Annotated in this window: 21 protein-coding genes and 2 tRNA genes; 12 read left to right on the top strand and 11 right to left on the bottom strand. The window is 67.1% G+C overall.

Annotation, left to right across the window (positions count from 1 at the left end):
* Window positions 1-59: 59 nt before the first annotated feature.
* Window positions 60-150: transfer RNA gene (locus WT53_RS06495), tRNA-Ser, on the top strand.
* Between the two features lie 287 nt (window positions 151-437).
* Window positions 438-1973: a methyl-accepting chemotaxis protein gene (locus WT53_RS06490; RefSeq protein ID WP_060258875.1), complete on the top strand. Its 1536-nt coding sequence runs from the start codon at window positions 438-440 to the stop codon at window positions 1971-1973.
* 66 nt (window positions 1974-2039) lie between these two features.
* Here the strand turns inward: WT53_RS06490 and WT53_RS06485 are convergent, their stop codons facing one another.
* Complete coding sequence (locus WT53_RS06485; RefSeq protein WP_060258872.1) at window positions 2040-3200, bottom strand: alkane 1-monooxygenase; 1161 nt, start codon at window positions 3198-3200, stop codon at window positions 2040-2042.
* A gap of 545 nt (window positions 3201-3745) precedes the next feature.
* Here WT53_RS06485 and WT53_RS06480 point away from each other — a divergent pair.
* The 5 genes from WT53_RS06480 to WT53_RS06460 all read left to right on the top strand — a co-directional run bounded on the left by WT53_RS06480 (window position 3746) and on the right by WT53_RS06460 (window position 7028).
* Window positions 3746-4369, top strand: a complete 624-nt coding sequence (locus WT53_RS06480; RefSeq protein ID WP_257127820.1) for a GNAT family N-acetyltransferase — start codon at window positions 3746-3748, stop codon at window positions 4367-4369.
* Window positions 4370-4538: 169 nt separating this feature from the next.
* Window positions 4539-5324, top strand: coding sequence for a septum site-determining protein MinC (gene minC, locus WT53_RS06475; RefSeq protein WP_059499921.1), 786 nt, complete (start codon window positions 4539-4541; stop codon window positions 5322-5324).
* 59 nt (window positions 5325-5383) lie between these two features.
* A complete protein-coding gene (gene minD, locus WT53_RS06470) occupies window positions 5384-6199 on the top strand; it encodes a septum site-determining protein MinD (RefSeq protein WP_006476635.1) in 816 nt (271 codons plus the stop codon).
* A 12-nt stretch (window positions 6200-6211) separates the two neighbouring features.
* Window positions 6212-6466 carry a cell division topological specificity factor MinE gene (minE, locus tag WT53_RS06465; protein ID WP_006476634.1) on the top strand — a complete coding sequence of 85 codons (255 nt, stop codon included), beginning with the start codon at window positions 6212-6214 and terminating at the stop codon, window positions 6464-6466.
* Between the two features lie 160 nt (window positions 6467-6626).
* Entirely contained in the window at window positions 6627-7028 is a 402-nt protein-coding gene (locus tag WT53_RS06460) for a YXWGXW repeat-containing protein (protein WP_034206667.1), read from the top strand.
* Between the two features lie 116 nt (window positions 7029-7144).
* Here the strand turns inward: WT53_RS06460 and WT53_RS06455 are convergent, their stop codons facing one another.
* Window positions 7145-8701: a chloride channel protein gene (locus WT53_RS06455; RefSeq protein ID WP_034206668.1), complete on the bottom strand. Its 1557-nt coding sequence runs from the start codon at window positions 8699-8701 to the stop codon at window positions 7145-7147.
* Window positions 8702-8892: 191 nt separating this feature from the next.
* Here WT53_RS06455 and waaC point away from each other — a divergent pair, with 191 nt between their 5' ends.
* Complete coding sequence (gene waaC / locus WT53_RS06450; protein WP_059779805.1) at window positions 8893-9891, top strand: lipopolysaccharide heptosyltransferase I; 999 nt, start codon at window positions 8893-8895, stop codon at window positions 9889-9891.
* Between the two features lie 19 nt (window positions 9892-9910).
* Here waaC and WT53_RS06445 read toward each other — a convergent pair whose 3' ends face one another.
* The 9 genes from WT53_RS06445 to rph all read right to left on the bottom strand — a co-directional run bounded on the left by WT53_RS06445 (window position 9911) and on the right by rph (window position 16512).
* Entirely contained in the window at window positions 9911-10090 is a 180-nt protein-coding gene (locus tag WT53_RS06445; RefSeq protein ID WP_034206669.1) for a hypothetical protein, read from the bottom strand.
* Window positions 10091-10193: 103 nt separating this feature from the next.
* Entirely contained in the window at window positions 10194-11504 is a 1311-nt protein-coding gene (locus WT53_RS06440) for an MFS transporter (protein WP_060258870.1), read from the bottom strand.
* A gap of 302 nt (window positions 11505-11806) precedes the next feature.
* Window positions 11807-12298 carry an energy transducer TonB gene (locus tag WT53_RS06435; protein ID WP_034206671.1) on the bottom strand — a complete coding sequence of 164 codons (492 nt, stop codon included), beginning with the start codon at window positions 12296-12298 and terminating at the stop codon, window positions 11807-11809.
* Between the two features lie 299 nt (window positions 12299-12597).
* On the bottom strand, window positions 12598-12891 hold the full coding sequence (locus WT53_RS06430; RefSeq protein ID WP_059779808.1) for a hypothetical protein: 294 nt from the start codon (window positions 12889-12891) through the stop codon (window positions 12598-12600).
* Between the two features lie 346 nt (window positions 12892-13237).
* Window positions 13238-13630: a hypothetical protein gene (locus tag WT53_RS06425; protein ID WP_060258867.1), complete on the bottom strand. Its 393-nt coding sequence runs from the start codon at window positions 13628-13630 to the stop codon at window positions 13238-13240.
* Window positions 13631-13771: 141 nt separating this feature from the next.
* Window positions 13772-13859: transfer RNA gene (locus tag WT53_RS06420), tRNA-Ser, on the bottom strand.
* A 44-nt stretch (window positions 13860-13903) separates the two neighbouring features.
* Complete coding sequence (gene hemW / locus WT53_RS06415) at window positions 13904-15118, bottom strand: radical SAM family heme chaperone HemW (RefSeq protein ID WP_034206674.1); 1215 nt, start codon at window positions 15116-15118, stop codon at window positions 13904-13906.
* Between the two features lie 34 nt (window positions 15119-15152).
* Window positions 15153-15779 (bottom strand): RdgB/HAM1 family non-canonical purine NTP pyrophosphatase, encoded by a 627-nt coding sequence (gene rdgB / locus WT53_RS06410; protein ID WP_034206675.1) that lies wholly within the window; start codon window positions 15777-15779, stop codon window positions 15153-15155.
* The gene (rph, locus tag WT53_RS06405) at window positions 15772-16512 is read right to left on the bottom strand and encodes a ribonuclease PH (protein ID WP_034206676.1); all 741 of its coding nucleotides are present in this window, start codon (window positions 16510-16512) and stop codon (window positions 15772-15774) included. Before rph ends, rdgB begins: the two co-directional genes overlap by 8 nt.
* Window positions 16513-16683: 171 nt before the next feature.
* On the opposite strand from rph, the gene WT53_RS06400 reads away from it, so the two are divergent.
* The 4 genes from WT53_RS06400 (at window position 16684) to WT53_RS06385 (ending at window position 20990) form a co-directional block, all read left to right on the top strand.
* Window positions 16684-17607: a YicC/YloC family endoribonuclease gene (locus WT53_RS06400; protein WP_034206677.1), complete on the top strand. Its 924-nt coding sequence runs from the start codon at window positions 16684-16686 to the stop codon at window positions 17605-17607.
* Window positions 17608-17614: 7 nt separating this feature from the next.
* Complete coding sequence (gene gmk, locus WT53_RS06395) at window positions 17615-18298, top strand: guanylate kinase (protein ID WP_034206678.1); 684 nt, start codon at window positions 17615-17617, stop codon at window positions 18296-18298.
* 58 nt (window positions 18299-18356) lie between these two features.
* Window positions 18357-18560 carry a DNA-directed RNA polymerase subunit omega gene (gene rpoZ / locus WT53_RS06390; RefSeq protein ID WP_006025620.1) on the top strand — a complete coding sequence of 68 codons (204 nt, stop codon included), beginning with the start codon at window positions 18357-18359 and terminating at the stop codon, window positions 18558-18560.
* Window positions 18561-18623: 63 nt separating this feature from the next.
* Entirely contained in the window at window positions 18624-20990 is a 2367-nt protein-coding gene (locus tag WT53_RS06385) for a bifunctional (p)ppGpp synthetase/guanosine-3',5'-bis(diphosphate) 3'-pyrophosphohydrolase (protein WP_034206679.1), read from the top strand.
* Window positions 20991-21025 lie beyond the last annotated feature (35 nt).

Raw genomic sequence — 21025 nt, 5'->3', positions numbered from 1 at the left:
AGATCGTTTTATAATCTTTTCTTTCGCGGAAACGACCAACCGCGAAATGCAGTAAGGAAGGAGAGGTGGCAGAGTGGTCGAATGTACCTGACTCGAAATCAGGCGTACGGTTTCCCCGTACCGTGGGTTCGAATCCCACCCTCTCCGCCAAAATACGAAGCCCCTTGATCCGGAAGGATCAAGGGGTTTTTCGTTTTTGGTCTCCGGTGCAATGTGTAGCTCGTCATCGTGCGCCGCTGGATGACGCCGCGGGACAGTCGCGCCACGGCATCGTACGCGCCACGGCATCGTACGCGCCGTTCGAGCTGACCGGCCCGCGCGGTACCCGACCTTCACCGCTTTCCTCAGCTTTAAACCTTCGATGTCCGCGCCGTTAACACGGTACCGCGGCCGGCACCCATGCCGCCCGCCATCGTTCCACGTCGACTCAAGGTTCCATGAAGCTGAGCTACAAGATTCCTCTCGCATTTGCGGTCGCGCTGTCACTGATGTTCTGTGGCGCGCTATATGGCATCCACATCCTCAACCGGTCGATCGATACGTTTGCCGAAGACGTGCAGACGAACGTCGGCAACGAACGGCTCGTGTCGGCCTCGCTCGTGCAGTTCAAGCTGCAGGTGCAGGAATGGAAGGACACGCTGTTGCGCGGCAAGCAGCCCGAGAAGCTCGATCGCTACTGGCAGGCATTCCAGACGCGCGAACGCGCGGTCGATTCGCTCGCCGCACAGCTCGTCCGGCGGTTGCCGGCCGGCGAGAGCCGCTCGCTCGTCGAGCAGTTCATGCGCGAGCACGCGACGATGGGTGACGGCTACCGGCGTGGCTTCGACGCGTTCAAGGCTGCCGGTTTCGAGCCGTCGGCCGGTGATGCCGCCGTCGCGGGCGTCGACCGTGAGCCCGCTGCGCTGCTGGAGCGGGCGGCACAGACGATCGCCGCGGAGAGTGCCGCCGTGTCGGCGAAGGCGAGCCGCGACGCGCAGCGGGCGACCGCCGTGAGCCTCGTGCTGATGCTGATTGTGCTCGGCGTCGCGATGGTCGGGGCGTTCCTGTTCAGTCGCGCGATCCTGCGCCCGCTCGATCGCGCAGTGGCGTGTGCCCAGGCCGTCGCCGGCGGCGACCTGACCCGCGACGTCGACGCGAGCGGCCGAGACGAGATCGCCCATCTGCTGCGGGCATTGCAGACGATGCAGACCAGCCTGTCTCGCGTCGTGCTCGAAGTGCGCACGCATGCCGAGGCCGTCGCAACCGCGAGCGCGCAGATCGCCTCCGGCAATCACGACCTGTCGTCGCGGACCGAATCGCAGGCCGCGTCGCTCGAGGAGACAGCCGCGAGCATGGCGCAGTTGACCGGCATCGTGCGTCAGTCGGCCGAGCACGCGCAACATGCGGCGCAACTGGCGCACGATGCATCGAACATCGCGTCGACCGGCGGCGGCGTGATGACGGACGCCGTCCACACGATGAACGGCATTGCCGATAGCGCGACGAAAGTCGGTGAAATCATCGCGGTGATCGACGGCATCGCCTTCCAGACCAACATCCTTGCGCTGAACGCCGCGGTCGAAGCCGCGCGCGCCGGCGAGCAGGGGCGCGGCTTCGCCGTCGTCGCGGCGGAGGTGCGCACGCTCGCGCAGCGTAGCGCGTCGGCCGCGAAGGAGATCAAGGGGCTCATCGAACAATCGACTCGGCGGGTCGACGAGGGTGCCGTGCTGATCGGCCGTGCGGGAGAATCGATTCACGAGATCGTGGACGCAGTGCAGCGCGTCACGACGATCGTCGGAGAAATCTCGTCCGCGTCGCAAGAGCAGAGCGGCGGCATCGATCAGGTGAACGTCGCGGTCACGCAGATGGACGAGGCGACCCAGCGCAACGCGGCGCTCGTCGAGCAGGCCGCGGCCGCGACTCACGCACTGGCCGAGCAGGCGAGCGCACTGCGGCACGCGGTGGCCGTGTTCAGGCTGCCGGAGATGGCGTGACGGCAGGGCGCTCGCGCCGGCCGCGGCGCGCCATGCGCGCCGCCTTTCGCCGGCCCTCGCCGAGCATCACGCCGCCGCCGGATACTGCGCCAGCACCCTGTCGCGGATCGACGGCTTGATGTTCGAGTGCGCCATGTCGCCGCGATAGTGCGCGACCACGCGCGGGTTCATCACGCGATACCAGAGCGGCGGTACGTACGCGAGCAGGATCATCGTCGCGTAGCCGGCCGGCAACTGCGGCGCATCGTCGAAGTGGCGCAGCGCCTGGTACGAGCGCGTCGGATTCGCGTGATGGTCGGCGTGTCGCTGCAACTGGTACAGGAACAGGTTCGTGACGACGTGATTGCTGTTCCACGAATGCTGCGGCGTGCAGCGTTCGTAGCGGCCGCTCGGCAGTTTGCGACGACCGAGCCCGTAGTGTTCGACGTAGTTCACGACTTCGAGCAGCGACGCGCCGTAGACGGCCTGGATCACGAGGAACGGGATCGCGATCTTGCCGGCCATCGCGATCGCGATGCCCCACACGACCGCGGTCATCGCCCACGCGTGCAGCACTTCGTTGCGCCAGGTCCACGGCGAATGCCCGAGCCGTTCGAGGCGGGCCTTTTCGAGCCGCCACGCGGAGCGGATGCTGCCGGTCACCGTGCGCGGCAGGAATGCCCAGAACGACTCGCCGTAGCGCGCGCTCGCCGGATCCTCGGCCGTCGCGACGCGCACGTGATGGCCGCGATTGTGCTCGACGTAGAAGTGGCCGTAAGCAACCGGCGCGAGCGTGATCTTCGCGAGCCAGCGTTCGAAGCGGTCGGTCTTGTGTCCGAGCTCGTGCGCGGTATTGATCGAGATGCCCGTCGCGGCGCCGAGCGACAGCGCGAAGCCGACGTAGTCGTACCACGCGAGCGCATGCGTGCCGACGATCCGCACGCACATGAAGAACGCGACGTATTCGACGAAAGTCGCGAGATAGACGATGTACCGGTAATAGCGCTCGCGTTCGAGATGGGGCACGACGACTTCGGGCGGATTGTCGCGATCGTCGCCGATCAGCGTGTCGAGGATCGGGATCACGCCGAACGCGAACAGCGGGCCGAACCACCAGAACACATGAAGGCCCGTCGACAGCGCGAGCTGCGCGGCGAGGATCGGCAGCGTGATCGTCAACGCGCCGAGCAGCCACAGGTAACGCTTGCCATCCGACCAGCCCGAAGCCGGTCCGTCGGTCATTGCCATTGTCTCCCTCCAGTCGGCCGGCCCGCGGGCGGCCGCAACATCGTTCGAATCCTCGTGGGCCGCGACGCGCGCGGCAGCCGCCGGATCGCCGTCCGGTTCTGCCTGTTATACGACCGGTGCGCGCGCTTGCCAAACTCCGACGCTAGGCGTGTCGCTCCAAACGACGGGGTGCGTGCGACGTGCGCCGGGGAGGGCCCGACGCGCGCTGATTGAAACATGCCGACGACGGCGGATCGGCCCGCGGCGGCGATGTGTTCGTCGGATGAATGACTCCGCGGGCGGCACGCACCGGCCGGTACGACGCGGTTACAACAAATGTTGCGTTGCAATACGGAAGTCGGCGAAGGAGGGGCGCAGCGGGCTTTTCGTTCGCTTATATTACGTAGCATTACGGTCGCGGCAATGCGACCCAACGCGGCTCGCAACCGGACGACCGCGCGTCGCAAGGAGAACGACGCGAAGCGTCGGATCGCGAGATCGCACGCGCCATCGGCCGGCTTGCGCCGATGCTGCACCTGCACACCGAGCGGCGCATATTGCCGCGGATGACGTCTGCCGCCTTTCGATCCGCGCCGCCATTTGAAAATTACGATTTGACTCATGCCCCGCTTTCGGTTGAAGCTACTAGCTTGCTGTCCGAAGGGGGCTGTGCCTGCATGAGTTCGACCTTGACCGTTCGTCGTATCGCTGCCGATCAGGGCGGTGTGTATCGCGAACTCCGCGCCGCGTCGCTGCGTGAGCCCTACGCACCCGGCGAAGCGCCGGAGGCCGAATTGCTGACCGTCGAAACGGACGAGGCGTCGGCGATTGCCGCGCAGCGCGCCGTGTCCGACGAGTCGACGACTTTCCTGCTGTACACCGAAGGCCATCCGGCCGGCATGATCGGCGCGTATTTCGACAACACCCCCGAGCGGCGCGCGTTCGTCAGCGAATTGTGGGTCGCGCATGCGGTGCGTCACCTGCGCGGCGGCGTGCTGCTGCTGGAGACGGCCACCGCATGGCTCGCCGAGCGCGGCGCCACCGACGTCTACGCGTGGATCGCCGATGCGAACCGCAACGCGATCCGCTTCTACGAGCGTGCCGGCTTCGGCAACACCGGCGAACACGCGCCGATCGCACGGATGCCCGGCGCGATGAAATCGCTGTTCGTGTCGCAGGTGAAGCACTGACGCGACCTCAAAAAGGCCACCGCGTGGCGCGATGACAGCCCGGTCGCCCACCGGCCCGCCCGCTGGCCGGTGGCGCGTCCGCCCGGCTCGCCGCCACGCCTCGTCCCAAAAATAATGGCCGCACGCGTGGACGCCTGTAAAATACGCAAAAAATTTTTGCAGAGTGTCCATGTCGCTTAAAAAATCGCCATTCTTCGAGCTGCGCAGCGGATCGGTCGATACGTTGCTGTTCACCGTGAAGACGACCGATCTCGATGCGTTGCGTACCGAACTGGTCAAGCGCTTCGAAGCGACTCCCGAGTTTTTCGCCGACGATGTCGTCGCGATCGACGTCCGCCGCCTGGCTGACGGCGAACGCGTCGCGCTCGCGGACATCCGGCAGATGCTGAACGACGTGCGGATGCGTCCGGTGGGCGTCGTCGCACTGGCAACGCAGGGCTGGGCGGGGGAAGCCGGCCTGCCGTTGCTGGAGGCGCGCGATCGCCGCGCGCCGGCCGCGAAACCTGCCGACGAAGCGGAACCGGCGGCCGTGCCAGCCGCCGAGACCGCCGCCGCTGCGGCAACCGCAGCGGCGCCCGAACAGTCGTCGGAGCCCGCGCCGACGCTCTCGCAGGCCGGCGGCCAGACGCTGGTGATCGACCGGCCGCTGCGTTCGGGGCAGCAGATTTACGCGAAAGGAGACCTCGTGGTGCTCGCGCCGGTCAGTCACGGCGCGGAAATCATCGCGGAAGGCAATATCCACATCTACGCGCCGTTGCGCGGCCGCGCGCTCGCGGGCGTGCACGGCAATCACGACGCGCGCATTTTCTGCACGTGTCTCGAACCGGAACTGATTTCGATCGCGGGTATCTATCGAACGACCGAGAACCCGCTGCCCGCCGACGTACTGGGCAAATCGGTGCAGATCCGGCTCGAAGAGGAAAAATTGATGATCGAACCGCTGCGCCTGACGTGATTCACGCGGTGCGCTCCGGATCGATCGGCTCTCATTGACGAACACAGGGTATTGGGTAAATGGCAAAAATCATCGTGGTGACCTCGGGCAAGGGCGGCGTGGGCAAGACGACGACGAGCGCGAGCTTCGCGTCGGGCCTCGCGCTGCGCGGCCACAAGACGGCCGTGATCGACTTCGACGTCGGCCTGCGCAACCTCGATCTCATCATGGGCTGCGAGCGTCGCGTCGTGTACGACCTCGTGAACGTGATCCAGGGCGAAGCGAACCTGAACCAGGCGCTGATCAAGGACAAGAAGTGCGAGAACCTGTTCATCCTGCCGGCGTCGCAGACGCGCGACAAGGATGCGCTGACGCGCGACGGCGTCGAGAAGGTGCTGAACGACCTCGTCGCGATGGACTTCGAATACATCGTCTGCGATTCGCCGGCCGGTATCGAGGCGGGCGCGCTGCACGCGATGTACTTCGCGGACGAAGCGCTGATCGTCACGAACCCGGAAGTGTCGTCGGTACGCGACTCGGATCGCATTCTCGGCATCCTGTCGTCGAAGACGAAGCGCGCGACCGAAGGCAAGGAGCCGATCAAGGAGCACCTGCTGATCACGCGTTACAGCCCGAAGCGCGTGAGCGAGGGCGAGATGCTGTCGCTCGAGGACATCAGCGAGATCCTGCGCATCAAGCTGATCGGCGTGGTGCCCGAGTCGGAGGCCGTGCTGCACGCATCGAACCAGGGTCTGCCGGCCGTGCACATCGACGGCACCGACGTCGCGGAAGCGTACAAGGACGTCGTCGCGCGCTTTCTCGGCGAGGACAAGCCGCTGCGCTTCACCGATTACCAGAAGCCGGGCCTGCTGCAGCGCCTCTTCGGCAGCAAGTAACGGAGGCCGCCCATGTCCATCCTTTCGTTTCTCCTCGGCGAGAAGAAGAAGTCCGCATCGGTCGCGAAGGAGCGCCTGCAGCTCATCATCGCGCACGAGCGGGTCGGCGGCCGGCCGCCGGCCGATTACCTGCCGGCGCTGCAGAAAGAGCTCGTCGCGGTCATCTCGAAGTACGTTCATATTTCCGACGATGACATTCGCGTGAGCCTCGAGCGCCAGGACGATCTCGAAGTCCTCGAAGTGAAGATCGAGATCCCGCAAGCCTGACGCTTGCGCGTGTCCTTCCGCACGGCGGCGCCCGCCGCCGTGCGCGTCTTACGCCCTGTTGCACTTTCGGGCACGCCGTAACACGGCGCCTGTCGGCCGCAATCGACCCTCCCGCATTGAACGAATACGCTCGCGTCACTTGTTCAACCCGGAGGTTGTGATGGCCGTTTCTACCGTTTCACGTCGTATCGTTTCGCTCGCGCTGTTCGCCGCGGGCCTGTCAGCCGTCGTCGCACCGCTTGCCGCGCATGCGGACGAGATTCTCGTCGGTGCGCCCGTGCTCGCGCCGCAGGGGCGCATGGTCATCGCGGAGCCGGTCGCCGTGCGCACCGAGGAAGTCGTCGTCGTCGCGCCGAATGCGCCGCCGCCCGTGCGCTACGAGGTCGTACCGGCCACGCGCGTGGGCTACGTGTGGGAGCGCGGGCACTGGCACTGGGATCATGGCCGCTACGTATGGATCGGCGGCCACTGGGAAGCCGAGCGCGTGGGCATGCAATGGGTGCCGGGGCATTGGGACCAGCGCGGCCCGAACTGGTTCTGGACGCGCGGCCACTGGGCTTGACGGAGGCGCTCGATGAAAAGAACCGCAATCGCCATCGTGCTCGTCGCGATCACGCTGGCCGGATGCATCGTCGTGCCGGCGCGGCCGGTCTACTACCGGCCGGCGCCCGTCGTGATCTACTGAGCGTCGCGCGGGCCGTGCCGCTGCGCCGAACCGTTTGCGTCGGTCGCAGCCGGCCCGTCATCGTGCGGCGCCGGTGCATGCGCAGCCCTGTCGGCTGCTGCTGCGGTGGCCGGCTCGTTGCCGCCTTCGTCGCGCAGCGTGTCGAGCGGATCGGCGGGGGCGGCGTTTGCGTCCTGGGGTTCGGTCACGTCGGTCACGTTGCTCGCAGCGGCCGCTGCAGTTGCCGCAGCCGGCGCGGCTGCCGCGACCGGCGGCGCGAGATAGCGCTGCGCGAGCGTTTCGTAGAGCGGCGGCGCGAAAAAGCGCGAGACCCGGCTCGATACCAGTGCGGTCGCCATCAGCGAAATCACCAGCGCATGACCGTTGATCATTTCCATCACGATCACGAACGACGTGATCGGCGACTGCGTGACGGCGGCCAGATAGCCGACCATCGCGAGCGCGATCAGCATCGGCAGGCTCATGTGGGTGAACACGGCATGCAGCAGATTGCCGAAGCCGGCGCCGATCGACAGCGACGGCGCGAAGATCCCGCCCGGAATGCCCGGCAGGTACGACGCGACCATCGACACCATCTTCAGGAACGGATAGAACACCGACAGCTGCTGGCTGCCGTCGAGCAGGCCGCGCGCCTCGGCGTAGCCGCTGCCGAACGTCGTGCCGCCCGATACGAGGCCCACGACGGCGATCGCGAAGCCGCACAGTGCGGCGAACGCGACCGGCCGCTCGCGATACAGGCTCAGCAGTTGCGCGGGCAGCCAGCGCCCCGTATTGAGCAGCAGCCAGCAGAACAGCCCGCCCGCGATGCCCGTCACGATCGCGGTGACCAGCACCGCGACCGCCAGCAGCTTCGGGAAATGGAGACCGGTGTCGATCGTGCCGAAATACGTGTAGTTGCCGTTCAGGCCGAGCGCGACGACGCCGGCGAGGATGATCGCGGTGATCAGTACGCCGCTGGCGCGCGCGGAGAAGCTGCGGGTCAGCTCCTCGATCGCGAACACGATCCCGGCGAGCGGCGTATTGAACGCGGCCGACAGCCCGGCCGCCGCGCCGGCCAGCACCAGCTGGCGTTCGATCTGCGCGTTCGAGCGCGGGTAGAAGCGCCGCAGGTTGAACATCAGCGCCGCGCCGACCTGCACCGTCGGCCCTTCGCGGCCGATCGTGAAGCCGCCGAGGATGCCGAGGAGCGAGATCAGCACCTTGCCGAACAGGATGCGCAGCGTCAGCAGCCGGGCGCCGAATGCGCTCGGGCGCGCATGCAGCGTCGCGATCACCTGCGGGATGCCGCTGCCCTCGGCGCCGCGGAAGAAACGGCGCGTGATCCATACCGACATCGCGGCGATCGCCGGCGTCAGCAGCAGCGGCAGCCAGACGGCGTGATCGCGCATCGTGCGGAAAGTCTCGTAGCCCCAGTCGATCAACCGGGCGTACAGTACGGCGGCGAGGCCGACGACGATCGCGCCGAGCCAGAAAACACCGTATTGACGCCAGATTCGCAGCGAGCGGCGGGTGAGGGCGGGGAACAGCGAGGGAAGGGCGGGGCGCGGCATTGGCTCGGGCCGGGGGCAAAGAGTGAATTATAAAAAGAACCCGATGCCAGCGGGGGCGACAAACGCCTGCGAGGCGCGACAAAAATTCACAAAGGAGATGCAATTTGTTGCAAATGTAATGCGGGCGTAATGTTTGCGCACAGAAACCGTCGTTAGCATGCCGAATGGCCAGTCAGGAATTCCCGTACATCGTGAAACGCATCCTCATCGTGAAAGTGACGTCGCTCGGTGACGTCGTCCAGACGCTGCCCGTCGTCGCCGACCTGCATCGCGCCTTCCCCGGCGTGACGGTCGACTGGGCCGTGGACGAATCGTGCGCGGAGGTCGTGCGTTGGCATCCGGGCGTGAGCGCCGTGCTGTGCGCGCCGCTGCGCCGCTTCAAGAAAATGCGCAACGTCGCCGACCTGAAGGCGATCTCCGCTTCGATCGGTGCGTTGCGTGCGCATCGGTACGACGCCGCCATCGATCTGCACGGCGTCTACAAGAGCGCGATCATTTCGTCGCTGGCGCGTGCCGCGCGCCGCGTCGGCTACCAGACGCAGGATCTCGGCGAAACGGGCGCGCGCTTCGCGTATTCGCACCGTTTCGGTCCGCGGCCGGACTGCGATGCATGGCACGGGATGCGCGTGAGTGCCGGCGAAGCGCTCGGCTATGTGCCCGAAGGGCCTGCCACGTACGGCATCGTCGCACCGCAGGATGCGAGCCTGCCGGCCGCCGTGACCGACGGCGGGCCGTTCATGTTGCTGTTCCATGCAACGTCCAATCCCGACAAGAAATGGCCGGCCGAGCATTGGGCCGCCCTTGCCGCGCAGATGATGGCGCGCGGCGTGCGCGTGCTGTTGCCGTGGGGATCGGCGGCCGAGCACGACGATGCGCGGGATATCGCCGCCCGTGCGCCGGGTGCGATCGTGTTACCGGCGATGACGGTGCGCGAGCTCGGCGCGGCGCTTGGCCGGGCTGCGCTCGTGGTGGGGGTCGATACGGGGTTCGTGCACATGGCGCATGCCCTGCAGCGGCCGACCGTGATGATTTTCGTCGCGACGTCGCGTCACCATTGCGGCATCGGCGGCGCGCCGAATGCGCTGTCGATCGGCGAGCCGGGCGCGATGCCGACCGTCGGCGAGGCGCTGGACGCGATCGATACGGTGTGCCCGGCCTACGGCGCGTTGCGCGCGCGGCTGTCCGCCTGACGCGGCGCGGCGGCCGCGATCAGGCCAGCAACATCTCGACCGTGACGACGGCGGCAATGGCTGCCAGATTCGCCAGCAGCGCCTCGAACACGAGGCCGCGCCAGGTCTTCGGCCGGAACCTCAGCGCGAGCAGCAGCGCGCCACCCAGCGCGAGTGCGAGGATCAGGATCAGATCGGCATTGGCGAGGCGGATGTTCATGGCGGCGGCTCCTGTCGGGGCGGGATCACCGGGCGCGTAACGCCGCGCCCAGGATCGAGTATAGAGCGCGCTCGCCGCCTACAACCCGGGTCGCCCCGGAGGGTCAGACGAGCGACGCGTCTCGCGTTTCGCGCATCAGCAGTACGCCGATCAGGCTGATCGCCGCCGCCACCGACACGTAACCGCCGACCCACGACAGCCCGCCATGCGCAGCCAGCAGTTGCGCGATATACGGTGCGATCGACGCACCGAGAATCCCGCCGAGGTTGTACGCGACGCCCGCGCCCGTATAGCGGACGTTGGTCGGGAACAATTCCGGCAGCAGCGCGCCCATCGGGGCGAACGTCACGCCCATCAGGAACAGCTCGATCGTCAGGAACAGCGCGACGAGCGGCATCGAGCCGCTGCCGAGCAGCGGCGCCATCGCGAATCCCGACAGCAGCGCCGCGATCGCGCCGACGACCAGCACCGGCTTGCGCCCGAACCGGTCCGACGCCCATGCGGACAGCGGCGTCGCGAGGCCCATGAAGACGACCGCGAAGCAGAGCAGGCCGAGGAAGCTCTGGCGCGGAATGTGCAGCGTCGACACGCCGTACGACAGCGAGAACACCGTCGAGATGTAGAACAGCGTGTAGCAGACGACCATCGCGAGCGCGCCGAGCAGCGTCGGCTGCCAGTGCTGCGTGACGAGCGTCGCGACCGGCACGCGCACCCGCTCGTTGCGGTCGAGTGCGGCCTGGAACGCGGGCGTTTCGGCGATCTTGAGTCGCACGTACAGGCCGAGCGCGACGAGCACCGCGCTGACGAGGAACGGGATGCGCCAGCCCCAACTGCGGAACTGCGCGTCGGACAACGACAGCGCGAGCGCGAAGAACAGCCCGTTCGACATCAGGAAGCCGACCGACGGCCCCAGTTGCGGGAACATCCCGAACCAGCCGCGCTTGCCCTGCGGCGCGTGCTCGGTCGCGAGCAGCGCCGCGCCGCCCCATTCGCCGCCGAGGCCGATCCCCTGGCCGAAGCGCAGTACGCACAGCAGTATCGGCGCGAGCGCGCCGATCGCGTCGTAGCCGGGCACGAAGCCGATCGCGGTGGTGGACACGCCCATCACGAGCAGCGATGCGACGAGCGTCGACTTGCGGCCGATGCGGTCGCCGAAGTGCCCGAACAGGAACGAGCCGATCGGGCGCGCGATGAACGCGATGCCGAACGTGACGAACGCGGACAGCGCCTGGGCGGTCGCCGAACCGTGCGGGAAGAAGACGGGGCCGATGACGAGCGCGGCGGCCGTCGCGTACACGTAGAAATCGTAGAACTCGATCGCGGTGCCGATGAAGCTCGCGAACACGATACGCCGGTGGCTGACGGCGCCGGCCGAACCGGTTGCGTGTGCAACGGCCGGGGGGGATGCGGACATGGATGTCTCCGTTTTGTCGTTGGGGCGGTCGGCCGGGCATGCACTCGGGCAGGCGACTGCCTGCCGGGAGCAGCCGGGCAGAGGATGATGCGGATGACGCGGTGGCGGCGTGGACGCGCGCCGTGGCGCGGACGTCACCCGCCGGTCGACGATGGAGACGGGTACGTCGCCGCCCGGTGCCGGCGTGGTCGGCTCGCTTGCCGGGTGGGGCGCGCGAACGCACGCGCGGCGTGATGGCCGCGCGAGTGCGGAAAATTATAGCCAGCGCCGCCGCTCACCCGCAATCGGGTCGCGGCGGCGCGTCAATCGATCGATTGCGCCTGCGCGGACGCGGTGCTTTGCAGCTGGAAGTGACCGTCGTCGTTGAAGAGCCAGCCTTCCATCAGTTCGAGCCGGCCGTTGCCGTCGAGCAGCCGCGACGGCGGCGCCGGCAGCGGCGCCGCGCGGCGCAGCGACGCGAGCGCGAGCGCTTCCGCTTCGCTGTCGCCGTTGCTGCGATAGACGGATGCATTGACGACGCGGCCGCTGCCGTCGACGGTGAAGGCCACGACGACGAGCGAACGCAGCATGGCTTGCGGTGTGCCGTGCAGCATCCCGGACGGATTGCGTTCGGCGACACGATGGGCGACTTCGACGCGATACTGGTCGAGGCTGCCGCTGCGTGTGACCGACGGAATCGTCAGGACCGAGCGTAGCGACGAAGGCGGCGTGATCGTGCACGCGGCAAGCAGGGCGACGGCGGCCAGCGCGGCAACACGCAGCCGGGCGACGCGCGGACGGAGAAGGGGGCGCATGAGGTGATGGCCAGGAGGGACGATAAAAAAATGATAGGCGCACCGACGCGAGGCGATATGGGGAGAAACGCATAGCGCGCGGGAGCGGGCGCGGCGATCGCTGATGATGGCGGCCGGGCGCCGCGTCGTGCAGCGTGTGTCCCGATGTGACGCGACATGTGACAGCGTCCGTGGGGGGCGCACGTTGCGAGGTCGCAAGCCGCGGCATGCCGCGATCGTCCGGCCGGGCGGCGCGATTGACCTATGCGGCAACCTCGGCCGTCCGTCCGCGCGATCGCAGGCGATGCGGGCCGGCCGCGTCAGAAGCCGTGCGTCACGAGCGACAGTACCGACAGGTCGGGGTGCGTGCCGTCGATGATGCTCTTGCCGACGTGCACGGCTTCGTGGGCGGCCTCGTCGAGGCTCGCGAAGCTTTCCTCGCCGTCCGCGTGGAACGGCACCGCATGGCCGGGCAGCGCGGGATTCGCGCCCGGATGACACACGTAGCCGGTGTAGGTATAGCGCGTGTCGCTACCGGGCATCGCGGCCGGCACGACATGGATCTCGAAGCCTTCGTAATCGACGTGGTCCGTCGCGGTCGACAGGTCGGTCATGGCGATCTCCGTGTGCCGCACGCAAGGGTGGCGCGTGCGGCATCGAATACGCGGCGGCGTTCGTGTCGCCGTGTTGAACGAATTCTAGGCGATGGCGGGGCGGGTCGGGAGGCGTGCGGCGGTGTGCGGCGCGCTCCGGCCGGGCACACATACCACGCCGATTCGGCGCCGACGATCGGGCGCCGATTCCATTGGCGAGCGACGGAAACGGGGATTGTCGTATTGATCGCGTGCGGCGCGTTCGTGTCCGGCGCCGCCGCCCCGGCTTGCCAGCCAGGTGCCGCGCAGGGCGCGGCACAAACGCGCGTTCCGACTCGATCGACAGGCGTGTCGCACCGCGACATCGCTACTTGCAGCGCGCGTCCTTGCGTTGCACGACGACGATCACCGGATACTTCTGGCCGTGATCGAGCTCCACGCGCGCGACGACGGTCAGCGTCGCGGGATCGGAATCGTCGTACACGCTGACCTGTTCGTTGCGGAGGTAGGTCACGCCGGTGCAGTTCGACGTGCGTCCGTCGTCGCCCACCTTGCACTGAAGCTCGTTGTCTTTCAGGTAGTTGTACGGCGACGGGCTGGCGAGATATTCGCTCAGGCCGCGCGGCGAACCGCCGACGCCGGTTACGTACGCCATCGCGCACGACGCCTGCGCGTCGCTGCCGGCGGCGGTGTCGGCCGCCGCATGCGTGCTGACGGTGGCCAGCACCGCGACGAGCGACGAGACGAGGAAGGGCTTCATGACGTGGATTTCCCGTTTCGCGAATCGGAGCGCGGGATTGTAACGGCATCCGGCGGGACGCGTCGAAACGTGCGGCGCGCACGTGTGCGGCCAAACAAAAACCCCGTCATTCCGGGAATGGACGGGGTTGGGCGAACTTCCTGGCGGAAGCGGTGAGATTCGAACTCACGGACAGTTTCCCGTCGCTGGTTTTCAAGACCAGTGCCTTAAACCGCTCGGCCACGCTTCCACACGAGGCGGCATTGTAACCGAAATGCCGCCGCGTTCATTCGATCAGTCGTCGCGCAGGAACAATTCCTGCAGGTCGTTGAGGAAACGCTGGCCGAGCGGCGTCGGCGCGATCCGGGTGAAATCGCGCGTGATCAGTCCGCGCCGCTCCGCTTCCTTCAGCGCCGGCTCGATCGTGCTCATCGGTAGGCCCGTGCGTTCCGCGAAGCTGTGCACGGGGAAGCCCTCGACGAGCCGCAACGTGTTCAGCATGAATTCGAACGGTAGATCGCGCGCGCCGACTTCACGCTCTTCCTGCACGGCCGTGCCGGCCTTCGCCTGCTCGATGAAGGTCGCCGGATGCTTGTAGCGCGCCTGCCGCAGGATCCGGTTCGGGAACGACAGCTTCGTATGGGCGCCCGCACCGATCCCGAGATAGTCGCCGAAGCGCCAGTAATTCAGGTTGTGCTTGCACTGATGATTCGGCTTCGCGTACGCGGACACTTCGTAGCGTCCGTAGCCGGCTTCGGCCGTGCGCGCATGAATCCATTCCTGCATGTCGGCCGACGCGTCGTCGTCGGGGACGACCGGCGGGAACTTCGCGAACAGCGTATTCGGCTCGAGCGTCAGGTGATACAGCGACAGGTGCGGCGGCGCGAACGACAGCGCGGTCTCGATGTCGGTGCGGCATTCGTCGAGCGTCTGGTTCGGCAGCGCGAACATCAGGTCGAGGTTGAAGTTGTCGAAGTTCTGCGCGGCGATCTCGACGGCCGCGCGTGCCTGCGCGGTGTCGTGAATCCGGCCGAGCGCCTTCAGGTGTGCCTCGTTGAAGCTCTGGATGCCGACTGACAGGCGGTTCACGCCGCTTGCGCGGAACTGCGCGAACTTCGCGGCTTCGAACGTGCCCGGATTCGCCTCGAGCGTGATCTCGGCATCGGCGTCGAGCGGCAGCAGCGCACGCACGTCGGACAGCATCCGGTCGAGGCCGGCCGCCGACAGCAGGCTCGGCGTGCCGCCGCCGATGAACACGGTATGCACCTGCCGCCCCCACACGAGCGGCAGCGCCTGCTCGAGGTCGGCACGCAGTGCGTCGAGATAGTCGGCTTCCGGAAACCGCTCGCCTTTCCATTCGTGCGAGTTGAAATCGCAGTACGGGCACTTGCGCACGCACCACGGGAAATGCACGTACAGCGCGAGCGGCGGCAGCGACGTGAGGCGCACCTGGCCGGGCGACGTGAAGGTCGCGACGACGCGTGCGCCGGTTTGCGCGGCCTGGCTCATGCCACCTCCCGCGGCGAAGCGATATCGGGTACGGTCATGCTTCCTCCGCGAGCCGCGCGAGCAGTGCCTTCAGCGCCAGCGCGCGATGGCTGTGCGTGTTCTTCACGGCCGGCTCGAGTTCGGCGGCCGTCGCGCCGAGCGACGGCAGGTAGAAATACGGGTCGTAGCCGAATCCGTGTTCGCCGCGCGGCGTATCGACGATCTCGCCGGCCCAGCGCCCTTCGGCGAACAGCGGTTCCGGATCGTCCGCATGGCGCACGAGCGCGAGCACGCAGCAGTAGTAGGCGCGCCGGTCGTCGACGCCGCGCAACTGCTCGACGAGATACGCATTGTTCGCCGCGTCGCCCTTGGCGCGGCCCGCGCGCTGCGCGTAGCGCGCCGAATAGACGCCCGGCGCGCCGCGCAGCACGCGCACGCACAGGCCGGAATCGTCGGCTATCGCCGGCAGCCCGGTGAGCCGCGATGCGTGGCGCGCCTTGGTCAGCGCGTTCTCGATGAACGTGCCGAACGGCTCTTCCGCCTCCGGCACCGCGAGGTCGCCCTGCGGGACGATCTCGATGCCGACCGTCGCGAACAGCGCGGTGAATTCGCGCAGCTTGCCCGGGTTGTTCGATGCGAGCACGATGCGCGACAGCGGCGCGAGGGTGAGGTCGTCAGGCATGGCTCACGCCCAGGACATCTTTCTGCAGCCGTACGAGCTCGGCGATCCCGCCCTGAGCGAGGTCCAGCAGCGCGTTCATCTCGGCGCGCGAGAACGGCACGCCTTCGGCCGTGCCCTGCACTTCGACGAAGCCGCCCGCGCCCGTCATCACGACGTTCATGTCGGTGTCGCAGCGCGAATCCTCTGCGTAGTCGAGATCGAGCACGGGCGCACCTTCGTACACGCCGACCGAGATCGCGGCGACATGGTCGGTGAGCGGTGAGCGCGCGAGCTTGCCGGCCGCGATCAGCGTCGACACGGCGTCGTGCGCGGCGACGAACGCGCCGGTGATGCTGGCCGTGCGCGTGCCGCCGTCGGCCTGGATCACGTCGCAGTCGATGTGGATCGTGCGCGGGCCGAGCGCCTCGAGATCGAACACCGCGCGCAGCGCGCGGCCGATCAGGCGCTGAATTTCCTGCGTCCGGCCCGTCTGCTTGCCGCGGGCGGCTTCGCGGTCGCTGCGCGTGTGGGTCGCGCGCGGCAGCATCCCGTATTCGGCGGTCAGCCAGCCTTGCCCGCGCTCGCGCAGGAACTCGGGCACGCGCTCGGCGACGCTTGCGGTGCAGAGCACCTTGGTGTCGCCGAATTCGACCAGCACGGAGCCTTCGGCGTGTTTCGTGTAGTGGCGCGTGAGGGCGACCTTGCGCAGTTCGTCGGCGCGGCGGCCGCTCGGGCGGGAAACGGAAGACGTCATGGGAAATCGCGGAAGGGGAGGAAACCCCGATTTTAGCGCCGAACGGCGGGCGTGCCCGGCGGGATGGTCCGCAAAAATGGGATAATGCGCGCTTCCCGCCCCGCGCCTTGCGATGCGCCGGGCGCCTCGATGTATCCCCGCCCGCGAGGGCATCAGACGGCGAGACGAACCATGATCTACAGCATGACGGGCTACGCGAGCGCGACGCGCGAACTCGCGACGGCCACCGGCAACGGCGGCACCAGCGTGTCGGTCGAACTGCGCACCGTGAACTCGCGCTTCCTCGATCTCAATTTCCGGATGCCGGACGACGTGCGCGCGTGCGAACCCGCGCTGCGCGAAATGCTGATGAACAAGCTGTCGCGCGGCAAGGTCGACGTGCGCATCAACCTGCAGCGCGGCGAGCAGGGCATTGGCGCGGGCGCGCTGAATCAGTCGGCGCTCGGCCAGCTTGCCGAGCTCGAGCGCGCGGTGCTCGATTCGTTCCCGGGCGTCGGCCGCCTGCGCGCGGGCGAAATCCTGCGCTGGCCCGGCGTGCTCGCCGAGAGCGGGGTGTCGGCCGACGCGATCCGCGACGCGGTGCTCGCATGCGGCAAGGAGGCGATCGGCGAGCTCGTCGTCGTGCGTTCGCGCGAAGGCGCGCAACTGGCGACGATGCTGCTGTCGAACGTTACCGAGATGGAGGCGATCGTCGCGCGCATCACGCCGCTCGTGCCGGAGCTGATCGCGAAGCACCAGCAGAAGATCGTCGAGCGGCTGCAGGAAGCGCTTGGCCTCGCGGCGCCCGAAGGCGGCTCGACGGTCGTCACGCGCGAGGAAGCCGCGGAGCGCATCCGTCAGGAAGTGACGATGTACGGGATCCGGATCGACATCGCGGAAGAGCTGTCGCGGCTCACCGCGCACCTGAACGAAACGCGTCACGTGATCGAGAAGGGCGGCCGGGTCGGCAAGCGTCTCGACTTCATGATGCAGGAACTGAATCGTGAAGCGAACACGCTCGGCTCGAAGGCGGCGGCGAAGGAACTCGCCGACGCGTCGATGGCGCTGAAGCTGCTGATCGAGCAGATGCGCGAGCAAGTGCAAAACCTGGAGTAAAAGCAACATGACCGAATCCCATCGCGACGGCCACGCGTCGCATTCGCTGCACGGCGGCGTCTATCCCGGTAACCTGTTCATGGTGGTCGCACCGTCGGGCGCCGGCAAGTCGACGCTCGTGAATGCGCTGCTGTCGAAGGACAGCGAAATCTGCCTGTCGATCTCGTACACCACGCGCAAGCCGCGCCCGGGCGAGCAGGACGGCCAGCACTACCACTTCACGACCGTCGAGGACTTCCGCGCGCGTCACGCGGCGCACGAATTCCTCGAGAGCGCGGAAGTGCACGGCAACTACTACGGCACGTCGCGCGTCTGGATCGAAGAGCAGATGAGGAACGGCCACGACGTGCTGCTCGAAATCGACTGGCAGGGTGCGTTGCAGGTGAAGAAGCAGTTCCGCAACGCGGTCGGCATCTTCATCCTGCCGCCGTCGCTCGATGCCCTCGAGGAGCGCCTGAAGAAGCGCGGCCAGGACGAACCGAACGTGATCACGCGACGGCTGCTGGCCGCCGGCAGCGAGATCGCGCACGCGTCGGAAGCGGAATACGTGGTGATCAACGAGAATTTCGAGCGTGCGCTTGCGGAACTCGAATGCATCGTCGCGGCGACGCGCCTGCGTTTTGCTTCGCAGTACGCGCGACACGCGGAGCTGTTCATCGAGCTCGGCATCCATCTGCCCCACGCGGAATGACGCGGGGCACGAGGGACATAAGGTAGAATAAGGACTATATTCAGAAGGAATTACCAACATGGCTCGCATTACCGTCGAAGACTGCCTGAAGCAAATCCCGAATCGCTTCGAACTGGCGCTCGCCGCCACCTATCGCGCGCGGCAGCTCGCGCAAGGCCATACGCCGAAAATCGAAAGCCGCGACAAGCCGACCGTCGTCGCGCTGCGCGAAATCGCCGCCGGCCAGGTCGGCGTCGAGATGCTGAAGAAGGTGCCGGTGTAACGCGCATCCGGCCCGTTCCAGCCATGTAGTCCCCGCGCGCAACGACTCGACCTGGAGGCGAATATGAGCACCACCCCATCGTCCGCCTCCGCGGATCCGACCACCGAAGCCCCGGCCCAGTCGCCTGCGCGCCAGTACATCGACGCGGTCCTCGAACAGTCCTTCCGGCATCTGTTCGGGCCGACCGCCACACCGGAGCAGCCGCGCAAGCACGGCGTCGTTTCGATCGCGAAACTGACGGCCATGCTTGCCGAATATCTCGCTCCGGACGAAATCAAAGAGGTCAAGGCGGCGTTCCACTTCAGCGACGAAGCCCACCTCGGTCAATATCGCCAGAGCGGCGAGCCCTATATCACCCATCCCGTCGCCGTCGCGGAAATCTGCGCCGGCTGGAAGCTCGACGCGCAGGCCGTGATGGCCGCGTTGCTGCACGACGTGATGGAAGACCAGGGCGTGACCAAGAACGAGCTGGCCGAGCGGTTCGGCCCGAAGGTCGCCGAACTGGTCGACGGCCTGTCGAAGCTCGACAAGATGGAATTCCGCAGCCGCGAGGAAGCGCAGGCGGAAAACTTCCGCAAGATGCTGCTCGCGATGGCGCGCGACGTGCGCGTCATTCTCGTCAAGCTCGCCGATCGCCTGCACAACATGCGCACGCTCGGCGCGGTGCCGATGGAAAAGCGCCGTCGCGTTGCGCGCGAAACGCTCGATATCTACGCGCCGATCGCGCACCGGCTCGGGTTGAACAACACGTATCGCGAGCTGCAGGACATGAGCTTCGCGAACTTCAACCCGCATCGCTACGCGACGCTCGAGAAGGCCGTGAAGGCCGCGCGCGGCAACCGCCGCGAAGTGATCAGCAAGATCCTCGAGGCCGCGCAGCGCGCGATGGCCGACGCGAAGATCGACGCCGAGATCACCGGCCGCGAGAAGACCATCTACAGCGTCTACCGCAAGATGCGCGACAAGCAGCTGTCGTTCTCGCAGGTGCTCGACGTGTACGGCTTCCGGGTCGTCGTCGACAGCCCGCTCGACTGCTACACGTGTATCGGCGCGCTGCACGCGCTGTACAAGCCCGTGCCCGGCAAGTTCAAGGATTACATCGCGATCCCGAAGATCAACGGCTATCAGTCGCTGCACACGACGCTCGTCGGCCCGTTCGGCGCGCCGATCGAGTTCCAGGTGCGCACGCGCAAGATGCACGAGATCGCCGAGGCGGGGGTCGCTGCGCACTGGCTGTACAAGAACGGCAGCGCGGATCTCAGTGATGTCCAGAAGCGCGCGCATCAGTGGCTGAAGTCGCTGCTCGACATCCAGAGCGAAGCCGGCGATTCGAGCGAATTCCTCGAGCACGTGAAGATCGACCTGTTCCCCGACGCGGTCTACGTGTTCACGCCGAAGTCGAAGATCATGGCGCTGCCGCGCGGCGCGACGGCGCTCGATTTCGCGTATTCGATCCACAGCGATCTCGGCAACCAGTGCGTGGCCGTGAAGATCAACAATGAACTGCTGCCGCTGCGCACCGAATTGAAGAGCGGCGACATCGTCGAGGTGATCACCGCGCCGTATTCGAAGCCGAACCCCGCGTGGCTCGGCTTCGTGCGTACCGGCAAGGCGCGCTCGGCGATTCGCCACTACCTGAAGACGATGCGCCTGAACGAGTCCGTGCAACTGGGCGAGCGGCTCGTCGACCAGAGCCTGAAGGTCTATGGTCTCGCGCTGGCCGACGTCGAGCCGGAAGTGTGGGAGAAGCTCGTGCAGTGGACGGGCAACAAGAGTCGCCAGGAAATCTTCGCGGACATCGGCCTCGGCCGTCGCGTCGCCGCGGTGATGGCCAAGCGCATCGAGGTGCTGATGAGCGGCCGCGACGCGGACGACGATCTCCCGAAGTCCGAGCGGCATCCCGCGCATCACGCGCCGCCGGTCGTGATCACCGGCACCGAAGGGATGTCCGTGCAGTTGTCCGCCTGCTGCCGGCCGATCCCCGGCGACGCGATCATGGGTTACATCGGCATCGGTCTGGGCATGGCGATTCATACGACGGATTGCCGTGTCGCGCAGCGCATCCATCGCCGCGATCCGGGGCGCTGGATCGACGTCGAATGGGCGCCGCAGCCGGGCCGCCTGTTCGATGTCGCGGTGAAGGCGCTCGTGAAGAACACGAAGGGCATCTTCGCGCGCGTCGCGGCGGATATCACGTCGGCCGACGCGAACATCGTCCATATCGCGATGGACGAGGATCTGACGCACGAATCGACGGTGCTGCGCTTCGTGATCCAGGTCAGCGACCGCGTGCATCTCGCGAACGTGATGCGGCGCGTGAGAACCAATCCGGACGTGATGCGGATCATGCGCGAGCGTTCGACCGACGACGGCGCGCACGCGCGCCATGACGGCGGCATGCGCATCGAGCGCGAGCGGCAGGATTACTGACGCAGGCGCCCCCTGGTGGCGGGCGAATTCGACGA

The sequence above is a fragment of the Burkholderia sp. MSMB2157WGS genome (assembly GCF_001532755.1).
Classification (GTDB): Bacteria; Pseudomonadota; Gammaproteobacteria; order Burkholderiales; family Burkholderiaceae; genus Burkholderia.
This window is presented reverse-complemented; position numbering and strand designations above follow the sequence as displayed.